We start from the raw sequence: 22,093 nt of genomic DNA, 5'->3' as shown, positions 1-22,093 counted from the left end.
GTTCGAGGCGACTCAGCGCGGGTTGCCGTGGTACGTGCCGACCTCGATCCGGTGACGCCGGGGCACGGCCGCGATCTCACGGCCTTCGTGCAGAACCCGGAACCACCTGTCCTCCAGCAGGACGGTGACGATCTTCCCGGAGAACTCCGCGAGGGTGCCGATCGTCTGCCCGTCCACCCTGATCTGACCCATGAAGTTGACTTTTCGGTGTGTATGAGGAGGGTCGGAACAGAGCGCGGACGGGCACGCCAGCATGTCGGCCGACGGTGGCGAAATCTTGGCGGGGGCAGCCGGGGGAAGGGGCCGGGCCGTTATGGGCTTGGGCGTCGGAGGAGCGGCCGGTACGCGCTTCGGACGCAGTGTTCGTATCGTCAGCGCTGTCAGGTCCAGCCGACTGTCCGGGGTCAGCACGATACTGAAGCGGGGACCAGGTGCTTTCTGGGCCGGTACGGCGGGGAGCGACCCGACACGGGTGGGCGCCTCGCCCGGAGTCCGTGCGGGCGCCGAGCGACCCGGTCGGGGCGGCGCCACCGGACCGCTGACCGGGATACCGAACGAGTCCATTACAGAGACGGGAAGAGTGACTCCCTCCTGCGCGAGCTGACCCAGTACCTCGGTGAGCGCGTCCTTGTCCGTGCCGACCAGCAGCCGCCGCAGGGCAACCAGCGTCAGGTTCCGCTCCGGACCCGCCGCGGCCAGAAGCCCGGCGTACAGCGCGGCCGACGCTCCGGCCTCGGCGTCTGTCGTCATCGACGTGCCTCCATGTACTGAACAGCGGTGCAACAAACCCTCTCGTATTGGACCACCCGCCACTGACAACGTGATAGCTGGAGCCGCATGCGGAGTCCGTGCGGCTTTGACGTGAAGGAATGGTAAAAAGGTAAACATCAGCCGGTCCGGACTGCAAGGAAGTACGGCCCGGTCGGGGAGGGAAACATGCTGGTGGATCCCGCGCAGCTGCTGGACGACTGCGAACGGGCGTGGCGCGAGGCGGGGGAGCCGTCGACCGTCGACAGGACGGACTCCGTCGTCCGGCGGACCGCGCTCGTCATGGAAGCACTCGTGGCTTACGTGCTGTTCGCGAAGCGGTCCGGTCTGCCGTGGGACACCGTGTTCACGCGCTGGCCCGCCTGCACGGTGCATGCCGTGGCACTCAGCACGCAGAGGGGGAGTCCCGGCCTCGTACACCTGCTGTCCGAGGCGCGGGCGCGTGTCGTCGAGGCCCGTCCCGAACTCGGCCGTCGTCGTGCAGCCTCGAAAGCAGCGACGGTCAATGAAGTCTGGCTCACAGCCGCACAGGAGGCGGCACACTCGCTGGGCTGGGCCTGGCGTCCGCCGACCACTGCGAACCTGCCGGACGCCCCTTCGCTCGTCCCCGCGGCCGGTGCAGCCACGGCTCCTCCGGAACTCCGCCTCGGACCCGGCGCGGGCAGCGTCCTGTTGACCCTGTCCGGCGGCCCGGACGCAGCCGTCTGGCAGCTGACGGCCGACGGCGAATCGTTCGCCGCCTCGCCGCCGCACTGGGTCCTGCCCGGACCCGTGCGCCGCGTCGAGGCCACCGACCCGGCCGGCACCACCCACGCGTCGGCCGTCGTCGACCCGGACACCGTCCTGCTGGCCTTCGCCGCCGACGGCCACCGCATCCCCCTCGACGAGCCGCTGCCCGCCACCGAGATCCACCTGCTGCACGTGGGCCCCCTGGAGACGGAGGGCGCGCAGGCCGCGGTCGTCGAACTGCCCACCCCGTACGGCTGGAGCGGGTGGACCCTGAGCCAGGTGTCCCTGGCCGGCGTGACCCGGCTCCGCACCTCCGAAGCGGCGCCGGGCAGGTGGCTGGAGGTGGCCGTCGGACGGTCGTTCGGCTGGGAAGGGGGTACGACGCTGCCCTGGCTCGCCGATGAGGACGGATCACCGGTGTGGCACCGGCCGCCCGCGCTCCGGCTCCGGCGGCGGCCGGGGGAGCCGGAGGTGCAGCACTGGCAGGTGGAGGTGCGCCGCCCCGGCCACGAGGCGATCCTGGCCTGCCGCACCGGCGCGCCCGGCGCCCTCCTCGATCCCTGGGAGCACGTTTCCGGCCCACTGCTCGGCCCGTACGAGATCCTCGTCCACCGCCCTGGGCGGCGGCGGGGCCGACGCCGTCTCACCGCTTTCCTGGCTGAAGGCGTCGAGGCCAGGCCTTCGGCCGAGTGGCGCCTGTTGGCCCCGCACGGCGGATTGGTGTCGACGCGACTGGACCTCCGTACCGGTGGATCGGTCACCGTCTCCCAGAGCGCGGTCGAGTTCGCCCCGTACGAGATCACCAGGGACCTCGTCCTGCGCGACGGCACGCGCGGGTTCCGGGTCCAGGCGCTCGTCCCGTACTCCGAGGTCCGCCTGGAACTCGACGGCAGTCCTCTTCCCTGGTCGATCCGGCCGCTCGACATCGACGCGGCCGACCTGGTGCGGGACAGCGCCCTGACCGTGCGCCTGCCCGAGCAGGCGGTGGCCGTGACCCCCGAACTGGTGCTTGTCGTCGAGGGAACGACCCTGGTCACTCTGCGGCCGGAACGGCGCACCCGGACCCGCAAGGGCGACCTGCGCTACTCCCTGGCCGCCCTGACGGACACCGTCCGCGACTGCGCCAAGGCCGAACTGCGGCTGCTGGTCGCGGGGCAGGACGTGCACGTCGGTACCGTCCGCACCCAGCCCATCGCGGAGGGGGTCGTACCGGACGGCACCGGACTGCTGCTGCGCGGGCTGCGCCACCCCGGCGAGCTGACCGCCCGGCTCTACCAGGTCCTCGCCCCGTGGCAGCAGCCGCTGAGTGTGCCGGTCGACGACAGCGGTCGTATCCCGCTGTCCGCCGCCTGGCGGTCGGCCGGCCCGCTCGTCGTGAGTCTGCACGCCGGAACGCACACGGCCGACGCCGCGCCTGCCTGGCCCCGTCTACGTGACCGCGACACCCTGGTGCTGCGCCGTTCCCCCTGGACCTCCTCGGTCGTCGACGGCACCGCCGCGGCCCGGACCACAGAGTATTTGGGCGGGCGCGGAACGCTGCCGCGAGGCGCCGACGCCGTTCCGTACCAGTGGATCGTGGCCGCCCGCGGCCGGGACCTGCAAGAGTGCGGCGTGAAGGAGACCGCACCGGCAGAGTGCGTGCAGGCCCTGGGGGACGCCGGGCCCGACGCCCTCCTGGGAGCGGCCGACAGTTCCCTGCGCTCCGGCGAGCTGGCCGCCGCGCTGGTGGGCAGCGGCCTGGCCGCCCTGCGCATCCGGGAGGTGACGGACCCGGCCGCCGTACGCTCCGTCTGGCGGCGAGCACCCTTGTGCGCGCTACTGCTCACGGCGCCGCTGCTGCCGTACCTGTCCGGTGACCCGGCCTACGAGATCGACGAGTTGTATCCGGAGGAGAGCGAACTCCTCGACGAGGTAGGACAGTTCCTGGGGAGTGCCGGTATGACGATCCTGTCCGGACATGACGACCCCAGCCGTATGGTCGGCCGGTTCGACGCCCACGCCCGTGCCCTGAACGAGCTTCCCGAGATCCAGCAGCAGGCCGTATGGCGCACGGCGGGTGTCGTACCGCGCGGACTCCTGGACACCGACACCCGGACCGCAGCCGCCTGGCAGGCGTTCCGCGACCGGCGCACCCTTCAGTATCACGCCGTGCGTGAGGAGTGCGAGGAATGGCTGGCGGCCGTCGAGAACTTCCTCGACGACGGACACCCCCTCCTGGTCACGGCGTTCCGCGACCGGGGGCCGGGTTCGCTGCGCGGCCCAGGTGAAGCGTGGATGCGGGTGCCCCAGTTCTCGCTGGGATGCGCGCTGATCGCCAGGCTCGCCGCAGCGGGAAATCCTCGGGCCGTCAAACTGGAACGGGGGCTACGGTCGCTGTGGGCGTCCGTGGCTGTCCACACGCCCGACCTCACCGCCGGCGACCTGGCCCTCGCGGAATGCCTGGTCGCCGCAGAGACCGTGCAGGCCACCGGCTGAGCCCGGCCGGAGACAGCCGTACTCGTCCCCGTCACACCCGCCGCAGCCCTGGAGCCAGCCCGTGCACAGCCTCGACCCGCTCGCCACGTCCGCACTGATCGGCGACACCTACCGCCGCTATCTGCGCTCCCTGCTGCCCCTGCGCGAACCCCGCCTGGCCGAGGCCCTCGCCCACGCCATCGACACCAGCCCGCTGCTCACCAAGGGCCCCCTGCTGGAGGCCACCCCCGCCTACGCGCCGGGCGCCACCCTGAACGAGCTCATCGGCGAGGGCGTACTGGACCCCGCGTTCCGGCAGCTGACGGGCCCCGCCCTGCCCGCCGACCGCCCCCTGTACCGGCACCAGGAGCAGGCACTGCGCAAGGCGGCGGCCGGACGCAACCTGGTCGTCGCCACCGGTACGGGTTCCGGCAAGACCGAGAGCTTCCTGCTGCCCATCCTCAACGAGCTCGCCGCCGAACACGCCCGCGGCACCCTCGGCCCCGGCGTCCGCGCTCTCCTGCTGTACCCCATGAACGCGCTGGCCAACGACCAGATGAAACGCCTGCGCCGACTGCTCGCCGCAGCCCCCCACATCACCTTCGGCCGCTACACGGGTGACACCAAGGACGACCCGCGCCGAGCCGCCGACACCTTCGAGCAGCTCAACCCCGGCGAACCACGCCTGCCCAACGAACTGCTCAGCCGCCGCGAGATGCGCGCCACCCCGCCCCACCTCCTGCTCACCAACTACGCCATGCTGGAGTACCTGCTGCTCCGCCCCCAGGACATGGACCTCTTCGAAGGGGAACATGCGGGCGGCTGGAAGTTCATCGTCGTCGACGAGGCCCACGTCTACGACGGGGCACGCGGCGCCGAACTGGCCATGCTGCTGCGCCGGCTGAAGGACCGGGTGGGCCAAGGGCGTGACATCCAGGCCATCGCCACCAGCGCCACCGTCGGCGCGGAGGAGAACCCCGCCGCCGTCACCGCCTTCGCCCAGGCCCTCTTCGACGTCCCCTTCCACTGGGACGCCGACGACCCCGCCGCACAGGACCTCGTCACCGCGACACGGGTGGCCACGCCCGGCGGCCCGCACTGGGGACCGCTGCCGACCACCGAGTACCTGCGCCTGGCCGCCACGGCCGACCCCGGCCCCGAGATCGTGTCGGCCGCACGCATGCACGGGCTGTCCGCCGACACCACCCCGGCCGCCGCCCTCGCCACCGAAGCCGGCACCGCCGCCCTGCGCCGAGCCCTCGCCGAGGGGCCCCGGCCCGTGCGCGACATCGCACAGGCCGTCTTCCCCGGGGATCCGGTGGGACCGGCCGCCCTCACCGCGCTCATCCAGCTCGCGAGCCAGGTGACCGACACCGACGGCGCCCCGGTCCTCTCCGCCCGCTACCACCTCTTCGCACGGGCCACCGAAGGCGCGTTCACCTGCCTCGCCCCGGACGGTCCCCACCTCGACCTGGCCCGCCACGAGGTCTGCCCACACTGCGAACGGCCCTCCTTCGAGCTGGGCGCCTGCCGCCGCTGTGGTGCCGTCCACCTGCACGGCACCCTCGACGGCCCCGGGGGGCGGTCCCGTCTCGCGCACCGCAAGTCACCCGACAAGCCCCACACCTGGCTGCTCCTGGACGGGGACGACTCGGGCGCCGGCGTCGACGAGGACGACGAAACCCTCGGGGAGAGCACCAAGGGCGGACTCAGTGAACGCAGGCTGTGCACCCGTTGCGCCACCGTGCACCCCGCCGGGACGGCGGCCTGCACGGCGGACGACTGTCAGGGGACCGAACTGCGCCGCGTCCACCAGCTCGACACCCGCGAGGGAACCCCAGCCTCCTGCCTCGCCTGCGGCGCCCGCGGCCACGGCATGATCCGTCTCTTCGAGACGGGCAACGAGGCCGCGGCCTCGGTCCTCGGCACCGCCCTCTACCAGGCGCTGCCCCCGGCGACCGACGGCCCCGCCGCCGCGCTGCCGGGACGCGGCCGCAAGCTGCTGTTCTTCAGCGACAGCCGCCAAGCCGCCGCTTACTTCGCCCCTTACCTCGAGGAGTCCTACACCCGTATCCAGCACCGGCGCCTGATGACCCAGGCCGCGCTGAAAGGCTGCCCCGACCCGGACGAGCCGCTGCACATCGACGACCTCGTCGCCCACACCATCCGCGCCGCCGACCGCGCCGGCGTCTTCCGCCGCAACGACTCGCGCCAGGCCAAGCAGCGTGAGGTCGCCCTGTGGGTGATGCAGGAAGTGCTCAGCATCGACGACCGCCAGTCGCTCGAAGGCCTCGGACTGCTCCGGGCCGACCTCGACCGCGAGCCCTTCTGGCAGCCGCCCACCGCACTCACCTCCCTCGGGCTGACCGACGACGAGGCCTGGTGGCTGGTGCAGGAACTGCTGCGCACCGTGCGCAACCAGGGTGCGCTCACCATGCCCGAGGACGTCGACGCGGGCGACGAGACGTTCGCCCCGCGCCGCGGACCCGTCTGGGTCCGCTCCAAGGGGTCCGACGCCAAACGCAAGGTGATCAGCTGGCTGCCCAGCGCCGCGGGCGTCTCCAACCGGCGCGTCGACTACCTGGAGCGGGTGCTCGACGCCCTCGGACACCAGGGCGACCGGCGCGGGGCCGCACTGGAGATCCTGGGCCGGCTGTGGACCGACCTCACCACCGGACACCTCGCCGACTGGCTGCCGGTGGAGAACCAGGCTGGCATCGGCGCGGTCCGCCGGCTCGACCACGCCTGGCTGCGCCTGCGGCCCGTCACCGAGGACAGCGAGCCGCTCCACGCCTGCGACCGCTGCCGCCGCGTCGTCGCCGTGTCCGTACGCGGGGTGTGCCCCACCTTGCGCTGCACCGGCCGCCTCGAGGAGTACAAGCCGACCACCGAGACGGACGGCCACCTCCGGCGCCTCTACCGCACCTTCGACCCCGTCCCGCTGCGCGCCCAGGAACACACCGCCCAGTGGACCGGCGAGAAGGCCGCCGAGATCCAGGGCGAGTTCGTCCGCGGGCAGGTCAACGCCCTTTCCTGTTCCACCACGTTCGAGCTCGGCGTCGACGTGGGCGAGCTGCAGGCCGTCGTCCTGCGCAACATGCCGCCCTCCACCGCCAACTACGTCCAGCGGGCCGGACGCGCCGGCCGTCGCGCGGACTCCGCCGCGCTCGTCCTCACCTACGCCCAGCGACGCCCCCACGACCTTGCACGGTTCGCGGAACCCCAGCGGATGATCACCGGAGAGGTCCGGGCCCCGATCGTCCCCGTCGATAATGTGCGGATCGACCGCCGTCACGCCCACTCGATCGCCCTCGCCGCGTTCTTCCGCGCCATGAAGGAGGAACGGGGCCGCATCTGGCGCACGGCGGGCGAGTTCTTCCTGCCCGACGACACCACCGGCGAGACCGCGGCCCACATCGTGCGCGACTGGCTCACGCCCGTCCCGGAGAGCGTGGCGGTCTCGATCCGCCGGGTGCTTCCCGCAAGCGTCCAGGACGAGATCGACGTGGAGTCGGGTTCTTGGACCGGCGAACTGGACCGGTTGTTGCGGGCGGCGGGACAGATCCTCGACCAGGACGTCACCGCCTACAGCGAACGACGCGACCAGGCGGTGGCCGCCCGCAAGTACCGGCTGGCGGACATGTACGAGAAGGTCATCCGCAATCTGACCCACCGTGACCTGCTCGGTGTCCTGGCCAACCGCAACGTCCTGCCCAAGTACGGCTTCCCCGTGGACACCGTCGAACTGCGCATCCCGCAGGACAGCGGCACCGTATCGGGTCAGCTCGAACTCACCCGCGACCTCAGCGCTGCCGTCCACGAGTACGCGCCGGGAGCCGAGATCGTGGCGGGCGGCCGTTTGTGGGCGTCCGCGGGCGTCTACCGCCTGCCCGACCGTGAACTGGTCAGCCGTTACTACACCGTGTGCGGCGCCTGCGGCCGTTATGGGGAGGCCACCGAGCCCGTCGATCCCACCTGTGCCGCCTGCGGCACGCTGTCCACCTCCGCTCCGCGCCGCTACGTCGAGCCGGTCTACGGTTTCGTCGCCGCGCGCGGACCCCAGCGCAACCCGGGACAGACACCGCCGCGCCGCTCCTGGTACGGCGACGTCCACATGTCCACCGACACTGCGGACGTCCACGAGGGAACCACTGTTTTCACCTCCGGACACACCACGGCCTGGTCGGCGGGTACCCGGGGAGAGATGGTCGTCGTCTCGGAAGGGCCGGGCGGTGCCGGGTACGAGATCTGCGACTGGTGCGGCTGGGGTCGTCCGCACGCGCGAGCGGCATCCCGGGGTGCGGCACACCCTCATCTACTGAAGGACGCGCAGTGCACCGGACCGCTCCGGATCGTCTCCCTCGCGCACCGGTACCAGACGGACTTCCTCCAGATCCACCTCGACCCCCTCACCGCCCTCAGCGCGACGCAGGAAACCCTGCGTTCCGGTCTCTACGCACTGCTGGAAGGCGCGGCCACCCACCTGGAGATCAGCCGGGACGACATCGACGGCACGGTCCACACCGGAACCGACGGTATGCCGTCGCTGCTGCTCTTCGACACCACGCCGGGCGGTGCGGGTAACACGATCCGTATCGGCGAGCATCTCGAAGCCGTCGTCGAAGCGGCGGTTGACCGGATGGACGGCTGTGAATGCGGCCCTGAGAGCAGCTGCTACGCATGCCTGCGCACCTTCCGCAATGAGCGCTTCCACGAACTGCTGAGCCGCCGCGGAGCCACGGTGCTCCTGGGTGCCTTGTCAGGAGTCAGTAACTGATCGCATGAAGGCGAAATGTGAGATAGGGGACAGCTTGTGAAGTGAGTGTAGGGATCACATACTGATGCCGAAAACGATCAGTGTGGCGTCGCCCCCAGCGGGCGCGGGCAGTCCCCGGAGGGAAGCAGTGAGTGGTCCGGACAGCAGACTCGTGCAGACCGCGGTGATCGGGAGCCCGAACTCGGGACGCGCGATCATTCTGCCGACGGACGCCGACGAACTGCTGCGGTGGCGCCGCGGTCACCGTGCCTACACATATTGGTGCGGAACTCAGCTCGGCGGCTGTGGCAACGAGCTTTCCGACCGCCTGTACCGGGACAAGGTCTGCCACTTCGCGCACCGGCCCCACACCTCCTGCCACCGCACGGCCACGGGTGCCAACAGCGCCGACCACCTCTTCATCAAGGACGACCTCGCCGCCTGGACCGGCGGACTCGGGATCAAAGGACGCGCCACCTCACGCGATCTCGGGTCCGGCCCCGGCGACGCCGTTGACTTCCGTGCCGGGAACGGCGGGCAGCAGCACGTACGCTTCCAGTTCAGCAAGCTTTCTCATACCGAGTGGGCCAGCACGCGTGATCAGCTGACGCGTGAGGCGGCCACCCTCGACTGGGTCTTCGGGCCGAGCACGGTGCAACTGGAGACCATGGAAGCACTGTGCGACGAGTACGGATATCTGCTTCGTTTCCGCTTCGAGACGCACGGCGCGGTCCGGCACATCCGTCTCCGGGCGGAGGACCCCCGGAACAGCACCGAATGGGTGCCACTCAGGGCCTGCGTCATGACTCCCGAGGGGTTGCGGGTGCCAGGAGTCGAGTTGCGACGTCGCACCTCCGGTTCGCGACCTCTCGAGGTGGCAGGTACCGCGGTGGCGCCGAGGTCGCGCGACGACCGGGTCCGTGCGCTGAGGGAAGCGTTGATCAGCGCCGCACGCTTCCGGACCCGGCTCACCTGGGAAGCGCTGTGCCGCACAGCCGGCGGTGACCTGCTGGGGGTCTCTCCGCAGGATCGGGCCGGCCTGCTCTTCGCCGTGGAACAGGCCGGTGAAGAGGGCGCACCGCTACTGTCAGCTCTTCTGAGAACCGGAGAGGGCGAACCACCGCCCTACATCAGGGAAATCGTCGCCGCTGTCGGTGGCGGGACACCGGCCACGGCACAGGTGTTGAAGCGCTGGTGCCAGCGGGAGGCCGACCGGGCGTTCGCCGTGTACGGAATGCCGCCCCGCACCGCTCCAGCGCGTCTGGAGCTCACCGCCGACGGACGGATCGCCGCGCAGAGAACCGCGCCGGCGACACGGCGAACCATCGTCCATGTCGAGGCCCGCGCCTCACTACTGGAGGTCACACCACTTCATGAGGCTCTGCGCGGTGCACGGGAGAGGCAGGACAGAAGGCTCGTGGTGGGTCTTCTCGAGCAGGCGGAAGACTCGATAGTCACCCTGCCGAAATCCGAACACGCCAAGTTGCTGCGGGAGATGAGGACGGCACGCGACTGGCTGAACAGTGGGGTGACGAAGCGCAAGCGGAAGCGCCAGGCGCTGGTGAATCCGGGGGAGAAGGTGCGGGCGAAGAAGAAGGGCAGCACGCTGAGGGACGCCCGTCCGCTGCCGGGCCTCGGGGAGAAGCCCAAGAAGAGGAAACCGTCACAGTGAACCCACGCTCCGCCCGGCATCCACGGGAGACTGCGGCGCACCCGCCGGACCGTCAGCGGAACGCGGCGACGTTCTCCGCAGCCTACTGCCGGAAGACCCCAGCCGGAGAGCCGGTGACCCGCCGGACCGTGTCGTGCACCGTGAGCAGTTCGCCGTTTCCTGTTCACCAACCGGACGGCTTCGCTGTCCGCGACGACCGAACCGTGCTGACCCGCCGCGACCACAACCGGCGGACCGTCGAACTCAGCCGGGCCGAGTTCGACGGCACCACCTGGACGGCGACCGGTCGCCGCGCGCTCCATGTACCCGGCCGGGTCGTCATGCGCTTTGGCCAGGGCCGTGACGGCGTCCTCTGGCTTCGCACGGGCGACACTTGGCTGCGCATCGAGGCATGACGACCCCAGCGCCTCGAACAACTTCTGCCGGCCAATGCACTGGGCTGACAATCGTCCCACTCGGAATTCTCGGACGAGGCCATCGGGAGTCTGTCGCCCAAGCGGCATGGTGTCGGGCGTAGATCACTGCTCCAGCCCTGTCAACCCGTACAGGAGCCGTACGAGCTCTTCTGGTACGGCTGTCCGACCTGGTCAGGTCAACCCCGCGCACACAGGATTGGTTTCATGGAGCCAAAGAATTCGCGCCCTTTCGCGCGTCCGGCACCCGACACGCGGCCACAGACCGGATCGATGGACTTGCGTGTCTTGGAGCCGTCCTGTTCCCTCCCACCCATGAGCCTTGCGGAAGTGGAACAACAATCGGTACTGAACCAGCAGGAGTTGCAGGACTGCCTGGCAGCAGCGCAGCAAGCGGCTCGTTCGGGAGGGGAGGAGCTGCTGCGTGCGTTCAGAGCCGTGACCGACGTCCACTACAAACAGGCACACACCGACCCGGTGAGCGGTGCTGATCTCGCGAGTGAGGCGGCGATCACCGGCTGGCTGCGTCGGCATCGCCCCGACGACGGCATCCTCGCCGAGGAAGGAAGCGACGAGGCCGGGCAGAGCCGGTTGCGATGGGTGGTGGATCCGCTCGACGGCACGGTCAACTACCTGCGCGGTCATACCTTCTGGGGTGTCAGCGTCGCCTGCGAACAGCGACGTGAAGGGCGTTGGGCGCCCGTCGTCGGCGTGGTGCTCGACCCGCTGCACGACGAACTCTTCTCCGCGATGGAAGGACAAGGTGCCTTCCTGGGAGAGGAACGCCTCAACGGCCCGCCGGCTAGCGCTCTGGATGACGCGCTGGTCGCCACCGGGTACGCCTATGACGTCTCTCACCGCAGAGAGCAGGGCGCGCGGATGGCCGGCCTGGTGGGCGGTGTGGCAGGTATCCGCATGCTCGGTTCCACCGCACTGGCCCTGTGCTGGGTTGCAGCCGGCCGCCTGGACGCCTATTTCGAGGACCGGGCCTCACGCTGGGACTGGGCGGCGGGGCGGCTCATCGCAAGCGAAGCGGGTGCACGGGTGAGACCACTGGGCACAGGGGTATTGGCGGCGGCTGACGTGCTCTTCGACGGCATCGAGAAGCACGTCGTCACCACGGATATCAGGGCAGATCAGGACACCAGTAGTTGGTAGACGGCCCGGTGCTTGCCGGGGCCCTTGAAGTCCCTGCGGACCGAGACGCCGTTCACCTCCATCTCCCCCGGCACATTGTGGAAACCGAGCGAAAGCCATGTGGCCTGAGCGTCGGTGTTCTCAGGTTCGGACGTCAAGTAGACACGGGAACAGTCCCAGGAGACGGCCCGCAGCCGTACGTGTTCCAGCAAGGCCTTCGCCACGCCGAGCCTGCGGTGGCCGGGACTGGTCATCACGTCCTGGATGTAGACCTCCGCAGGATCTTCTTGACTGCGGAACGCCATGACCGCACCAGCCACTTCTCCGTCGATCAGGGCGACCGGGCACGAGGAGGCGAAAAGGTGCGCGTACAGCCAGTAGTCCGACGCGGTACGGGGGCGGATGTAAGGGGCTCCCTGTTCCATCAGCTTGATGACATCAGGGATCAGGTCTTGGCGAAGGGGGGTGACATGCATGGCGGCGGGTCTCACTCCGGTTGGTGGATCAATTGGGTCAGCAAACGGGCGGCGGTTGTGGGGTGGGTGGCCTCCGTGACGCTGCGGCCGACGATGAGTACGTCCCACTCGGGGCTGCGTAGCACCGTCCGGTCGGTCGAGCTGAAACCGCCGGAAACGGCGACCGGAAGCCTCGTCCAGCTGCGGAGCGCCTGAGAGCGGGCCAGGGGATGGTTGCTCCCGACTCCGATGTCGATGTTGGTGGTGATGGCGAAGCCGTCCACGCCGGCCTGTTCCATGTCGGCGATCCAGTGGGCAGAGGCATGTCCGGACGGTACGTCCAGCAGAATGGGGACGCCCAGCCGCCGCCCCGCGTCGACGGCCGCCGACACGCTTGCGGTGGTGGCCGGCCCGATGAGGAAGACCACGTCGGCTCCGTATTCGGCCGCCAGCACCACTTGGTCGCGTCCCCAGTCGGCCGACATCATCTCCGCGACGACGGTGGTGTTGGGGACGGCTCGTTTGATCCGCTCCACGGCGGTGACACCCACCGTTTTGATCAATGGATCGCCGACCTCGATGAACTCGGCACCTGCCGCGGCCACGGCCCGTGCCACTTCGACTGCCTGGTCCAGGTCGTGCAGGTCGAGCGCGATCTGGATGGATCTGCCGCCGCGTAACCGCCGATAGGCGTCGGGAGGCGATGGAGCAGCCAACGAGGAAGCTGACGAGACCGCCCCGGAGCCCGAATAAGGGCGTGCGAAGGCCTTGGCTTCCCGTCGGACGAGCCAGCTCGGCACACTCAGCCCTTCTGCGACCAAGGTGTCCCGCACCTCGCCGGCAAGTGAGGTCCAACCGGTGCGTGCTTCACGCAGGAGTTCGAACAGGGCGCGTGTCCGGCCGGCCGATTCCGGGTTCCGGCCAGGCACACCGCTCAGGAGGAGCAGGCGCTCGTAGTGGGTGGCGATCTGGGCGGGACACTGCTGCCAGCCGGGCTCGGAACGGAGCAGATCGAGGGCCATGACGGTGGCGGGGCGGGCATCGGCGGGCTCGCCGCTTCCGGAGAGGAGCCCTTGTAGAACGTTGCTCCGCACATGCCAGTTGTCGTCCGTGAGCAGGGCCCCGAGGTGGTGCTCGGCCAGCTCCGAGCCGGCCTGCCCGATGGCCCGGGCCGCTGCGGCGCGGACCTTGTAGTCCGCGTCGTAGGCCAACCGGTCCATGATGATCCGCGCCGATTCTGCCCGAGGTGATTGCTTGTCCCGGATGCCGTCGGCGAGAGCCGCCCGCACGCGCCAGTCCGGATGTTCCAGGAAGGTGTCGAGTGATTCCGCGGCCGAATCGGCTTCGGAGGACAGGAACACGTAGTAGTAGCGGGCGAAGAAGGTGGCCTCGTCCGCATGCCTCAGGTCGACCGCGTTCAGCAGCCGCCTGATGCCCTGGGCGTCGAGGGATCGCTCGATGGCGGTCACGAGCTGCGGCCATACCGCCGGGCCGAACTGCCTCAGCAGCTCCGCGAGCCAAGGGGCATACTCCGCCGCCAGGGCATCGGCGACCGCTGGGACGGCGAGCAGTGACTTGGCCAACTCCGCGGACGCCTCACGTCGGCACCTTCGCGTGCACACCCGCAGTACGTGCTCGTCGGCGAACCGCACCCCGCCCCGAGCGACCAGGCCCAGGACGAGAGGCAGGGTGGAACCGACGTGCACCGCGGGTGACACCATGACGGCGGCCAGCAGGTCGGGCGCCGAGCGGTCCAGACCGTAGACGGTGAACTCGAAGACACCTCGGGCGGCCGCGGACCCCATGGCCTTCTTGGCCAGCTCATTGACAGCGGTAACCGTTGACGACGACCTGCCCTGGTCCTCCAGGAGTGCTGTGATCCTGGTAGCCAGGAAGTACTCCCGGACCACATCGTGGATGAAGACGGGAGCTCCGTCCGCTCCGCTGTGGACGAGAGGAGGTGCCTCCACGCCGAAAGGGCTTGTGGGTTGGGAGGACGCAGGCTGTAACGATCGGAGAGGGGAAGGAACGAGCTCCGGAGTCGCCTGGAGGGCGGCGTCGGCCAGAGCTTCTGAAAGATCCACCCGATCATGTCCGGAGGCCGGCAGTACAGCGGCCACACAGTGATCGACCAGCCGGTAACCGTTGATTTCGCCGTCTGCCGAGTCGAGCCCGGCAGCCTTCAGCAGTTTCATGTACAGAGGAAGCCGGGCTAGCTGGCGGACGGCGGCCGGCAGTTCGCTGAAGACGGTCTCACGCGGCTTGCGTGACTGGTTCCAGGCCACTCGCGCCTCGGCTGTGCTCCAGGGCACGAGCTGGTAGGAGGTTCCGCGTGGGCGGGCGGCGGACTGACTGTAGACAGTGGCGGAGAGCACCGGATAGGCCGACATCTCGATGTCCGGGGGAGTCCGCACAACCAGGAGGAAACGCAGAGCGGGTGTAGTGACCTGGCGGAGGATGCGGTCCACCTGCAGGGCCACCGCGTCGAATCGGCTCTGGGAGGCTATGCCGTCGACGACCACTACGCATGGTCGATCGAGACGGACGCCGGCCCGCTCCAGGGTGAGTAACGAGTCGTCCGAACGCGGCACCGATGCGTAGCGCAGGATCTCTGCGGCCAGCTCGAACCGGGGCAGGTCCCAAGAATCGGCCGAATGCAGTTGGAAGCTGACGTCAGGCCCCATCCGATCCGCCAGGTGGTAGGTCAAGGCGGTCTTGCCGGAACCCGGTGGTCCTTTGAGGACGAACACGCGCGACGGTGATTCCAGGAACGAGGTCAGTACGCCGATCGCGTCCGAGGGCGGTCGGTAGGTGAGGTCAGCCGGTGCGTACGACGTAAGAGAGGCGACGAGTGACCGGGTGCGAGCCGTGGATTCGGTTGCCACTCGGTCCAGTTCGATCTCGGTGACCGACGTGCCCGGACCTGCCTCGAAGACGTTGATGTCCCCGGCGGCCTGGTAGGTACGGCCCGAGTCGGAGGCTTGCGCCCGGAGAACGATCCGGTGTTCCTCCTCGCCTCTGTCCGCCCTTCCCTCGGGAACCTCTTCAGCTCTCGGTGACATGGATGTCCCGAGCGGCTTGGTAGACGCGGCTGCTTCCGGAAGCCGTCGCATTCATGACGAGGGAACGGACACGTTCCTCATCGGAAGCTGAAAGAGACGGTCGTAGCACGTCGTCGAGTATGCGCTGTAACTCCTCTCCCAGACCTGGGTCCTGACGCAGCAAACGCATGAGTCTGCGCTGCCAGTCCTCCGCGAGCTCTTGTTCTGTGCTGTCGTCGCCCGCCTGGCGGGCCGACTGGATTTCTTCACGGACTCCGACCAGTTCTGCTTCGATCGTGTCGGCCCGCTGAGGAAAAGCGCGCCGCCATAAGTCCACGACGGCGGTGCGCGCGTGCTGCCACGTGTCGGTTGCCATGGCCCCGACCAATGCAGCCGCTGCGGTTGATGCCAAGGTCGCAGGATCCACCGAACCCCCTGAACGTCGAGTGAGAGTGCGGCAACACGATAGAAGTGTTGAAGCTGCAGGACCACAGTTCGGCACCGAAGCACACCGAAGGCTCCCTCTTCCGAGCGGGCGGCATGACAGCGGGCTGGTCCGAGTCACCTGAAGTGACTCGGACCAGCCCGCTGTCGCGCTTAGAAGTCCCAGCGGTGCTACACGGCCATGAGCGCCACGAACGTGGCCCACTCGTCCCGGCCGATCTGTAGCATGGTCCCGTCACACAGGGCTTTCGAGTCCCGCACGTACACGGCGCCGGGACCGGTGGCCACCTCCACGCAGTCGCCGCCGCCCGACCCGCTGTAGCTGCTCTTGAACCAGTGCAGCCCGTTCACGTTCTCGGATACCTGCTCCACGCTCATGTCTCTCCCACCAGCCGTTCGATCAGCCGCGCAGACTCGACAGCGTTCAGAGCCTGCGATCGCAGCTTGCCATACCGCAACCCGAAGGCGCTGACCTCTGCTGGATCATGGACGACGCACCCGACTTCCTGAGACTCGATGTATCCGAGGTGCTGGTGTCCACTGGTCTCCAGTACGACGAACGGCCCGTTCAGGCCGGAGTGGAACCCGGGCGCGGCAGGCATGACCTGCACCTCAACGTTGCGCAACGCACTTACTTTCAACAGGTGTTGCCACTGCTCGCGCATGACCTCTCTGTCGCCCACCGGATTCCGCAGCGCCTCCTCCCCGATGATGAACGACAACTCGGCGAGCGGTACCCGCGTCAGCAGCTTCTGCCGACTCAGCCGCGCTTCTGTGTGCTGGTCGATGGTCTCCTCGCTCAGCGGAGGACAGTGACCGGCGAACAGGGCCCGTGCGTACCCCTCCGTCTGCAACAACCCCGGTACCAGCAGCGGATCGTAAGAGAAACGGCTCACCGCCTCCGCCTCGATGAGCGCGAAGTTGCGGAAGAAACGCGGCAGTTTCGCCCGGTCCACCTCGTCCTGGAGCACCTCCAGAACCCCACCCGCCTCCAGCACCCGGTCCGCCGCCCGCGTGAACGCCGCCTTCGCCGGCCGCCGCCCCTGCTCGACCGAGGCGACCTGCTCCAGCGAGTAGTCGATGGCCTCCCCGAGCTGCTGCTGGTTCAACCCGGCCCGCTTGCGCAGATGCTGGAGCAACCTTCCGTACGCCGCCCACGCCCCCGGTAGATCGCCGCCCTCCTCCTTCGCCTTCGCCGCCCGACCGCCCCGCGTCTCCCGCACCGTGCTCACACCCTCACGCCCTTCCGTCCCGGAACGCACCCGCCCACCCGCACTGCGGCGGCGCCCAACCCGGCCGCCGGGACCTTGTCCAACGCGAGCCGCAACGACGTGGGCACGGCCCCGGACCCGTACAACAGCCGTACGGAATCCCGTACACCCACAGGCACCGCTCGATGGACAGGGTGCACCCCCAGGGCTCGTCGCCTTGCGGGTTGTCACTCGCGCGGTTCGCGTTGAGCGTCTCTCCGACGGCTGGGAGGAAGGCTCCTGACGACAGTCGACCGCGTGTGTGGACGGCCGAGACGCGAACGGCCCTCTCGCGTCGACCGTGTCCTCGGTCGCGAACCAGGGCCACGCACGCGCTCAGCGGCGCCCGCTTCCTCCGTGTCGGCACCCGGAAGCCGACGGCGGATCACCATGACGACCGCGGTGACGATGGCGGTCACCGACACGGCGAGCCCGCCCAGTCCGGTGATCGCACCCGCCACCCACTGCCACGAGTCCTTGACCCAGGAGAACCAACTGCCGTCGCCGGGCGGTGCGGCCACCTCGACGCGCGATGCCATGGGCGGCTTCTCGAGGAGCACGGTGTCGCCGTCGCGGAAGTAGGCGGTCACGGTGAGAGCAATGCTGACCTTCCCGGCGTGCCGCGCGCTCACGTCCCACATCCAGGTCGCCCCGTCCTTCCTGGAGAGGACACTCTGCCGCTCCGACGACAGCGGCGTGCACCGTACCCCGGCGCCTGAGCAGTGCAGCTTCACTCCGATCTGGGACCCCGCGCTGACCGGGGCCTGCGTCTCACCGGGACCGGGGCGGCGCCAACTGCCCAGGACCTCGACGCGGAACGAGCGCGGTTCCGCACCTGCCACAAGATCCAAGGACCTGGTGTCCGTGTGAATGAGCTGGCCCTCGAAGAGTTGCCGGCGAGCCTGGCTGATCTCCTCGACGTAGGTTCTCTGATCCCCCGGCCCGTCGTCGCTGCTGTACAGCATGGTGAACAGCCCCGAAACGAGGGCGATCAGCACCGTGAGCGTCGTCCACGGGAAGCAGCCGAGTCCGCTGGAAGCCCCGGTGGAAGCCCAGCCGGAAGCCGCGGCCCGCTGCGACCACTCTCGCCCGTGCTCATGAGCCGGGCCGGGCTTCGGCTCCGACGACGCAGGCATGGCTCCCTCACGGATGTCGAATGCTGCGAACACGGTGAACGCGTTCCTCGCAGATCACTCCATGGTCTCTCAACTGCCATGCTCAACGGTGTGATTCAGGCATGAAGGCGGTACCGCTGATGTTCCGCGGCCGGGGGGGCGAGGCGAGCGGCTGCCGGTGGCCACTGTGACGCCGCCGGAAGCCGGATCGTCAGCGGAACGCGGCGACGTTCTCCGCGGCCCACTGTGCGAAGGGCCGGGCCGGGGAGCCGGTGACGTGCGAGACCGTGTCGTGCACCGTGAGCAGTTCGTCGTTGACGTCCCCGCCCATCAGGTCGAGCACCGCGTGCGCGGTCTGCGCTCCCATGAAGGGGGCCATCTGCCGGTGTGCCTCTTCCCGGCTGATCTCCTCGACGGACACCTCGTCCCCCAGGGCCGCCCCGATCGCCCGGGCCTGCTGCCGGGGTGTGATGCGTTCCGGTCCGGTCAGCGCGTACGTCCGCCCGTGGTGCCCCGGCCCGGTCAGCGCCGCCCGGGCCACCGCCGCGATGTCGGCCGGGTGGACGGCGGGAAGCCCGGTGTCCGCATAGGGCACCCGGATCGACCGGTGCTCCCGGATCGACTCCGCCCACCACAGGGCGTTCGAGGCGAACTGTGTCGGGCGCAGGATCGTCCAGTTCATCCCGCTGTCCTGGAGGAGCCGCTCGACGGCCAGGTTCTCGGCGGCGGCGGGCAGGTGCGGATGGGTCCGTACCGTGATGGAGGACACGAGCACCACGTGCTCCACACCCGCCTGCCGGGCGGCAGCGAGAACGTCCGCGTCCGTGCCCATGCCCGGCACGAGGAACAGGGAACGTGCTCCGTCCAGCGCCGGCTTCAGCGAGGCGGGCCGGGCGAGGTCGCCCTCGACGGCTTCGACTCCGTCGGGGAACGAGGCGCGGGCGGCGTCACGGGTCAGCCCTCGCACGGGTGAGGCGCCGGCCCCGTGCAACTGCCGCACCAGAGCGCTTCCGATGTTTCCGGTGGCACCCGTCACGAGGATCATCGTCGTCTTCTCCTGCCGTCGGCCAATGATCGCGTCTGCCGCACGCTAGGACCTCAACCGAAGTCCAGGTCAAGCAGAGTGGCCGGTGACCGGGGACCGGTGCGGTGAGAATTTTCGGGCGGCGTGTGTGATCGCGCGGATGATCAGCCCGTCTGTACGGGGCCGTCGGCGAACGCGACCGCCAGGTCCGACTCGATGCGGGCGGCGCAGGCGCGCAGTGCGGGGAGGAGGGTGTCCCTGGTGTGCTCGGGCGGCTCGGGACCGGCGTGCAGGGCGATGTTCACGGCTCCGACGGCTCGCCCGCTCCGGTCCCGGACCGGTACGGCCAGCGAGCGCAGTCCCGCCTCCAACTCCTGCTCGACCAGGGCGTGTCCCTCACGGGCGACCCGGTCCAGGGCGGCGCCGAGCGCGTCGGGCGAGGTGAGGGTGTGCGGGGTCAGGGCCCGGGGGTGCGAGGCGTCGATCCGTTCCCGCCGGTCCGCCTCGGGCAGGTCCGCGAGCAGGACCCGGCCCATGGAGGTGGCGTACGCGGGCAGTCGCGTGCCGGGCATGATCCGGGCGCTGGTGATCTGCTGGACGGCGGCCCGGGCCACGTAGTGGACCTCGGTGCCGTCGAGGACCGCGAGTGAGGCCGACTCCCGTGCCCGTCCGGCCAGTTCGGTCAGATGGGGCTGGGCGATGTCGGCGAGGGTGAGGGTGGACAGCCGCGCGTAGCCGAGTTCCAGGACGCGCGGGGAGGGCAGGAAGCGGCGGCCGAGCTGTTCCACGTAACCCAGTTGACGGAGCGTCAGGAGGTTGCGGCGGGTGCTGGGGTACGAGAGTCCTGCGGCCTCGGCGGCCTCGGCGAGGGTGAGGCCGCCGCGCCGCCGGCCGAGCGCGGTCAGGACGGCGAGGCCCCTGGCCAGTGCCTGCAGGAAGGACGGTCCCAGTTCGGGCTTGGCGTCGGCGTAGGCGGGGGCGGCGGGCGGCGCGGTGGCTTCCGTCGAGGTGCCGTACAACGCGTCCGCGATGTGTCGGGCCTCCTCCTCCATCGTGGCCAGCGCGTGCGCGCGCAGTGCGTCGCCGCTGTGACGGCTGGTGTGCGCGAGCACGCTGATCGCGCAGACGGGCCGGCCGTCGGGGTCGCGTACCGGGACCGCCACCGCGACCAGGCCCGGGGCGACCAGTTGATCGTCCAGCGCCCAGCCGTCCGCGTCGGCCGCCGCGGTCCAGGCGGCGAAGTCGGCCTCCACCTGTTCGGGGGGAGGAGTGGTGCGGCGTGCGGGAACGGCCGGGAAGGTCTCGTCCAGGGGGTCCGCGGCACGGCGGGCCCGCCACGCGTCGTACGTGTCGGGCTGCCAGCCGGCGGCGAGTACGGCACCGGCCGCGCAGCGCTCGGCGGGCAGCAGGTCGCCGACGCGGAAGCCCAGGGGGATCATCCGGCCGGGCGGGACGGCCTTGCCGACGATGCGTGCGTCGCAGCCGTCGAGGACGATCGCCGAGACCGACTCGTCGAGGGTGCGGGCCAGCCGCTCCAGGCTCGGCCGCAGCGCCTGGGACATGCCGCTCGCGCGCAGGTAGGCGTTGCCGAATTCCATCAGGCGCGGGGCGGGCACGAGGTCGCGTCCCACGGCGCGCAGGTGGTCGAGGTGGGTCAGGGTCGCGGTGATCCGATCCACGGTCGAGCGCGCCAGGCCGGTCGCGCGGGCGAGATCGCCCGGGCGGACGGGGTGGGGGGCGTCCGCCGCGATCCGCAGCACGGCCAGTCCGCGCTCCAGCGGGCCGGCGGCTTCCGCGGGGGAGTCGGCCGACGCGGGGGCCGTCGGCGCCTCCGGTGCCGCCCTCGAAACGCCCGGCGCCATGGCACTTCCTCCTGTATGTCGGCTTTCCGGCGCATGAGGCCGTACCCGTCTTCGGGAGAACGCTACCGGCCATTGACAGCGTCCCGGCGATCACACAGACTCGGCGCACTCGGGAAATGAAAGTAAGTTCACTCAGCGAAAAATAATGCCCGGTGTGGTGCGGGACGCACCCCGTCGAGCCGCCCCTGCCCCTGCCCTGCCCCCGTCCCTGATGAGGACTCCCATGAGCACTTCCGCCCAGAGCCGCGCGGATCTCGTCCGGCACAGCGCGTACGAGTTCGCGCTGACCACGGTGCTTCTCTTCGCAGTGGTGAGCCTGATCCGCTGGCTGGCCCTCCCCGGGTCGCCGCTGGCGGTCGGCGACCCCCAGACCCTGTTCGCCGTCGCGGGAGTCGCGGTCGCCGCGCTCATCGCGGGCCTGATGTACTCGCCGCCCGGCCGCGGATCCGGGGGCCACATGCACCCCGGCGTCACCGTGTTCCTGTGGTCGAGCGGCCTCTTCCCGTCCCGCGCCGTCCTCCCGTACGTCACCGCGCAGCTCGCCGGATCCGCGGCCGGTACCGCGCTGGCCGGGCTGGTGTGGGGCGGGGCCGTGCGCCAGGTCGGGCACGGGGCCGTGCACCCCGCACCCGGGACGGGTACGGTCGAACTGTTCCTCGTCGAGGGCTCCGCGCTCGCCGCGGTCTTCGTGACGGTGGCGCTGGTGATGAGCAGACCCGCCCTGGGGGCGCTGATCCCGGCGGTCATCGGCATCGGGGTGGGCGTGGTCGTCGCGACCCTGGGCACCGTGACCGGCGCGAGCATCAACCCGGCGCGGGCCTTCGGACCGGCCCTGCTCTCCGGGACGCACGAGCACTTCTGGAACTACATGATCGCGCCGGTGGTCGCCCCGGCTCTCGTCGGTCTCGCCCACCGTGCCCTGCGCACCCGCCGGACCACCGGCCCCGCACCCTCGCCCGCCCAGGCCTGAGCC

15 protein-coding genes are annotated in these 22,093 nt (G+C 70.0%); 6 read left to right on the top strand and 9 right to left on the bottom strand.

Going from position 1 to position 22,093, the window contains the following annotated elements; all coding sequences use genetic code 11:
• Positions 1-12: 12 nt before the first annotated feature.
• Positions 13-192: a hypothetical protein gene (locus KUM38_RS40255; RefSeq protein WP_217137099.1), complete on the bottom strand. Its 180-nt coding sequence runs from the start codon at positions 190-192 to the stop codon at positions 13-15.
• Positions 193-936: 744 nt separating this feature from the next.
• Between KUM38_RS40255 and KUM38_RS40250 the strand changes: the two genes are divergently transcribed.
• The 5 genes from KUM38_RS40250 to KUM38_RS40230 all read left to right on the top strand — a co-directional run bounded on the left by KUM38_RS40250 (position 937) and on the right by KUM38_RS40230 (position 11,950).
• On the top strand, positions 937-3,972 hold the full coding sequence (locus tag KUM38_RS40250) for a hypothetical protein (RefSeq protein WP_217137098.1): 3,036 nt from the start codon (positions 937-939) through the stop codon (positions 3,970-3,972).
• A 61-nt stretch (positions 3,973-4,033) separates the two neighbouring features.
• Positions 4,034-8,728, top strand: coding sequence for a DEAD/DEAH box helicase (locus KUM38_RS40245; RefSeq protein WP_217137097.1), 4,695 nt, complete (start codon positions 4,034-4,036; stop codon positions 8,726-8,728).
• A 631-nt stretch (positions 8,729-9,359) separates the two neighbouring features.
• Positions 9,360-10,379, top strand: coding sequence for a hypothetical protein (locus KUM38_RS40240; protein WP_254398501.1), 1,020 nt, complete (start codon positions 9,360-9,362; stop codon positions 10,377-10,379).
• A gap of 113 nt (positions 10,380-10,492) precedes the next feature.
• On the top strand, positions 10,493-10,774 hold the full coding sequence (locus tag KUM38_RS40235) for a hypothetical protein (RefSeq protein ID WP_217137095.1): 282 nt from the start codon (positions 10,493-10,495) through the stop codon (positions 10,772-10,774).
• A 333-nt stretch (positions 10,775-11,107) separates the two neighbouring features.
• Positions 11,108-11,950 (top strand): inositol monophosphatase family protein, encoded by an 843-nt coding sequence (locus KUM38_RS40230; RefSeq protein WP_217137094.1) that lies wholly within the window; start codon positions 11,108-11,110, stop codon positions 11,948-11,950.
• Here KUM38_RS40230 and KUM38_RS40225 read toward each other — a convergent pair.
• The 8 genes from KUM38_RS40225 to KUM38_RS40190 all read right to left on the bottom strand — a co-directional run bounded on the left by KUM38_RS40225 (position 11,929) and on the right by KUM38_RS40190 (position 21,120).
• Positions 11,929-12,354 carry a GNAT family N-acetyltransferase gene (locus tag KUM38_RS40225; protein WP_217137093.1) on the bottom strand — a complete coding sequence of 142 codons (426 nt, stop codon included), beginning with the start codon at positions 12,352-12,354 and terminating at the stop codon, positions 11,929-11,931. The genes KUM38_RS40230 and KUM38_RS40225 overlap by 22 nt on opposite strands.
• 62 nt (positions 12,355-12,416) lie before the next feature.
• A complete protein-coding gene (locus tag KUM38_RS40220) occupies positions 12,417-15,446 on the bottom strand; it encodes an orotidine 5'-phosphate decarboxylase / HUMPS family protein (protein ID WP_217137092.1) in 3,030 nt (1,009 codons plus the stop codon).
• Positions 15,430-15,801 carry a hypothetical protein gene (locus KUM38_RS40215; RefSeq protein ID WP_254398500.1) on the bottom strand — a complete coding sequence of 124 codons (372 nt, stop codon included), beginning with the start codon at positions 15,799-15,801 and terminating at the stop codon, positions 15,430-15,432. The genes KUM38_RS40220 and KUM38_RS40215 overlap by 17 nt, the downstream gene beginning before the upstream one ends.
• 239 nt (positions 15,802-16,040) lie before the next feature.
• Complete coding sequence (locus tag KUM38_RS40210; protein WP_217137090.1) at positions 16,041-16,247, bottom strand: DUF397 domain-containing protein; 207 nt, start codon at positions 16,245-16,247, stop codon at positions 16,041-16,043.
• Positions 16,244-17,092: a helix-turn-helix transcriptional regulator gene (locus KUM38_RS40205; RefSeq protein WP_217137175.1), complete on the bottom strand. Its 849-nt coding sequence runs from the start codon at positions 17,090-17,092 to the stop codon at positions 16,244-16,246. The genes KUM38_RS40210 and KUM38_RS40205 overlap by 4 nt, the downstream gene beginning before the upstream one ends.
• Positions 17,093-17,307: 215 nt before the next feature.
• Positions 17,308-18,255 carry a hypothetical protein gene (locus KUM38_RS40200; protein ID WP_217137089.1) on the bottom strand — a complete coding sequence of 316 codons (948 nt, stop codon included), beginning with the start codon at positions 18,253-18,255 and terminating at the stop codon, positions 17,308-17,310.
• Between the two features lie 190 nt (positions 18,256-18,445).
• Positions 18,446-19,279 (bottom strand): SDR family oxidoreductase, encoded by an 834-nt coding sequence (locus KUM38_RS40195; RefSeq protein WP_217137088.1) that lies wholly within the window; start codon positions 19,277-19,279, stop codon positions 18,446-18,448.
• A gap of 143 nt (positions 19,280-19,422) precedes the next feature.
• The gene (locus KUM38_RS40190) at positions 19,423-21,120 is read right to left on the bottom strand and encodes an IclR family transcriptional regulator C-terminal domain-containing protein (protein WP_217137087.1); all 1,698 of its coding nucleotides are present in this window, start codon (positions 21,118-21,120) and stop codon (positions 19,423-19,425) included.
• A 223-nt stretch (positions 21,121-21,343) separates the two neighbouring features.
• On the opposite strand from KUM38_RS40190, the gene KUM38_RS40185 reads away from it, so the two are divergent.
• Positions 21,344-22,090: an aquaporin gene (locus KUM38_RS40185; RefSeq protein ID WP_217137086.1), complete on the top strand. Its 747-nt coding sequence runs from the start codon at positions 21,344-21,346 to the stop codon at positions 22,088-22,090.
• Positions 22,091-22,093: the final 3 nt, after the last annotated feature.

Origin of the sequence: Streptomyces sp. AC558_RSS880 (assembly GCF_019049255.1) — a bacterium.
Classification (GTDB): domain Bacteria; phylum Actinomycetota; class Actinomycetes; order Streptomycetales; family Streptomycetaceae; genus Streptomyces.
This window is presented reverse-complemented; position numbering and strand designations above follow the sequence as displayed.

Excerpts from the sequence above, each read along its gene's own strand:
- KUM38_RS40200 (WP_217137089.1), bottom strand. The coding sequence starts at position 18,255 with ATGCCTGCGTCGTCGGAGCCGAAGCCCGGCCCGGCTCATGAGCACGGG.
- KUM38_RS40215 (WP_254398500.1), bottom strand. The coding sequence starts at position 15,801 with ATGGCAACCGACACGTGGCAGCACGCGCGCACCGCCGTCGTGGACTTA.
- KUM38_RS40210 (WP_217137090.1), bottom strand. The coding sequence starts at position 16,247 with ATGAGCGTGGAGCAGGTATCCGAGAACGTGAACGGGCTGCACTGGTTC.
- KUM38_RS40195 (WP_217137088.1), bottom strand. The coding sequence starts at position 19,279 with ATGATCCTCGTGACGGGTGCCACCGGAAACATCGGAAGCGCTCTGGTG.
- KUM38_RS40255 (WP_217137099.1), bottom strand. The coding sequence starts at position 192 with ATGGGTCAGATCAGGGTGGACGGGCAGACGATCGGCACCCTCGCGGAG.
- KUM38_RS40250 (WP_217137098.1), top strand. The coding sequence starts at position 937 with ATGCTGGTGGATCCCGCGCAGCTGCTGGACGACTGCGAACGGGCGTGG.
- KUM38_RS40225 (WP_217137093.1), bottom strand. The coding sequence starts at position 12,354 with ATGGAACAGGGAGCCCCTTACATCCGCCCCCGTACCGCGTCGGACTAC.
- KUM38_RS40185 (WP_217137086.1), top strand. The coding sequence starts at position 21,344 with ATGAGCACTTCCGCCCAGAGCCGCGCGGATCTCGTCCGGCACAGCGCG.
- KUM38_RS40220 (WP_217137092.1), bottom strand. The coding sequence starts at position 15,446 with ATGTCACCGAGAGCTGAAGAGGTTCCCGAGGGAAGGGCGGACAGAGGC.
- KUM38_RS40190 (WP_217137087.1), bottom strand. The coding sequence starts at position 21,120 with ATGGCGCCGGGCGTTTCGAGGGCGGCACCGGAGGCGCCGACGGCCCCC.
- KUM38_RS40230 (WP_217137094.1), top strand. The coding sequence starts at position 11,108 with ATGAGCCTTGCGGAAGTGGAACAACAATCGGTACTGAACCAGCAGGAG.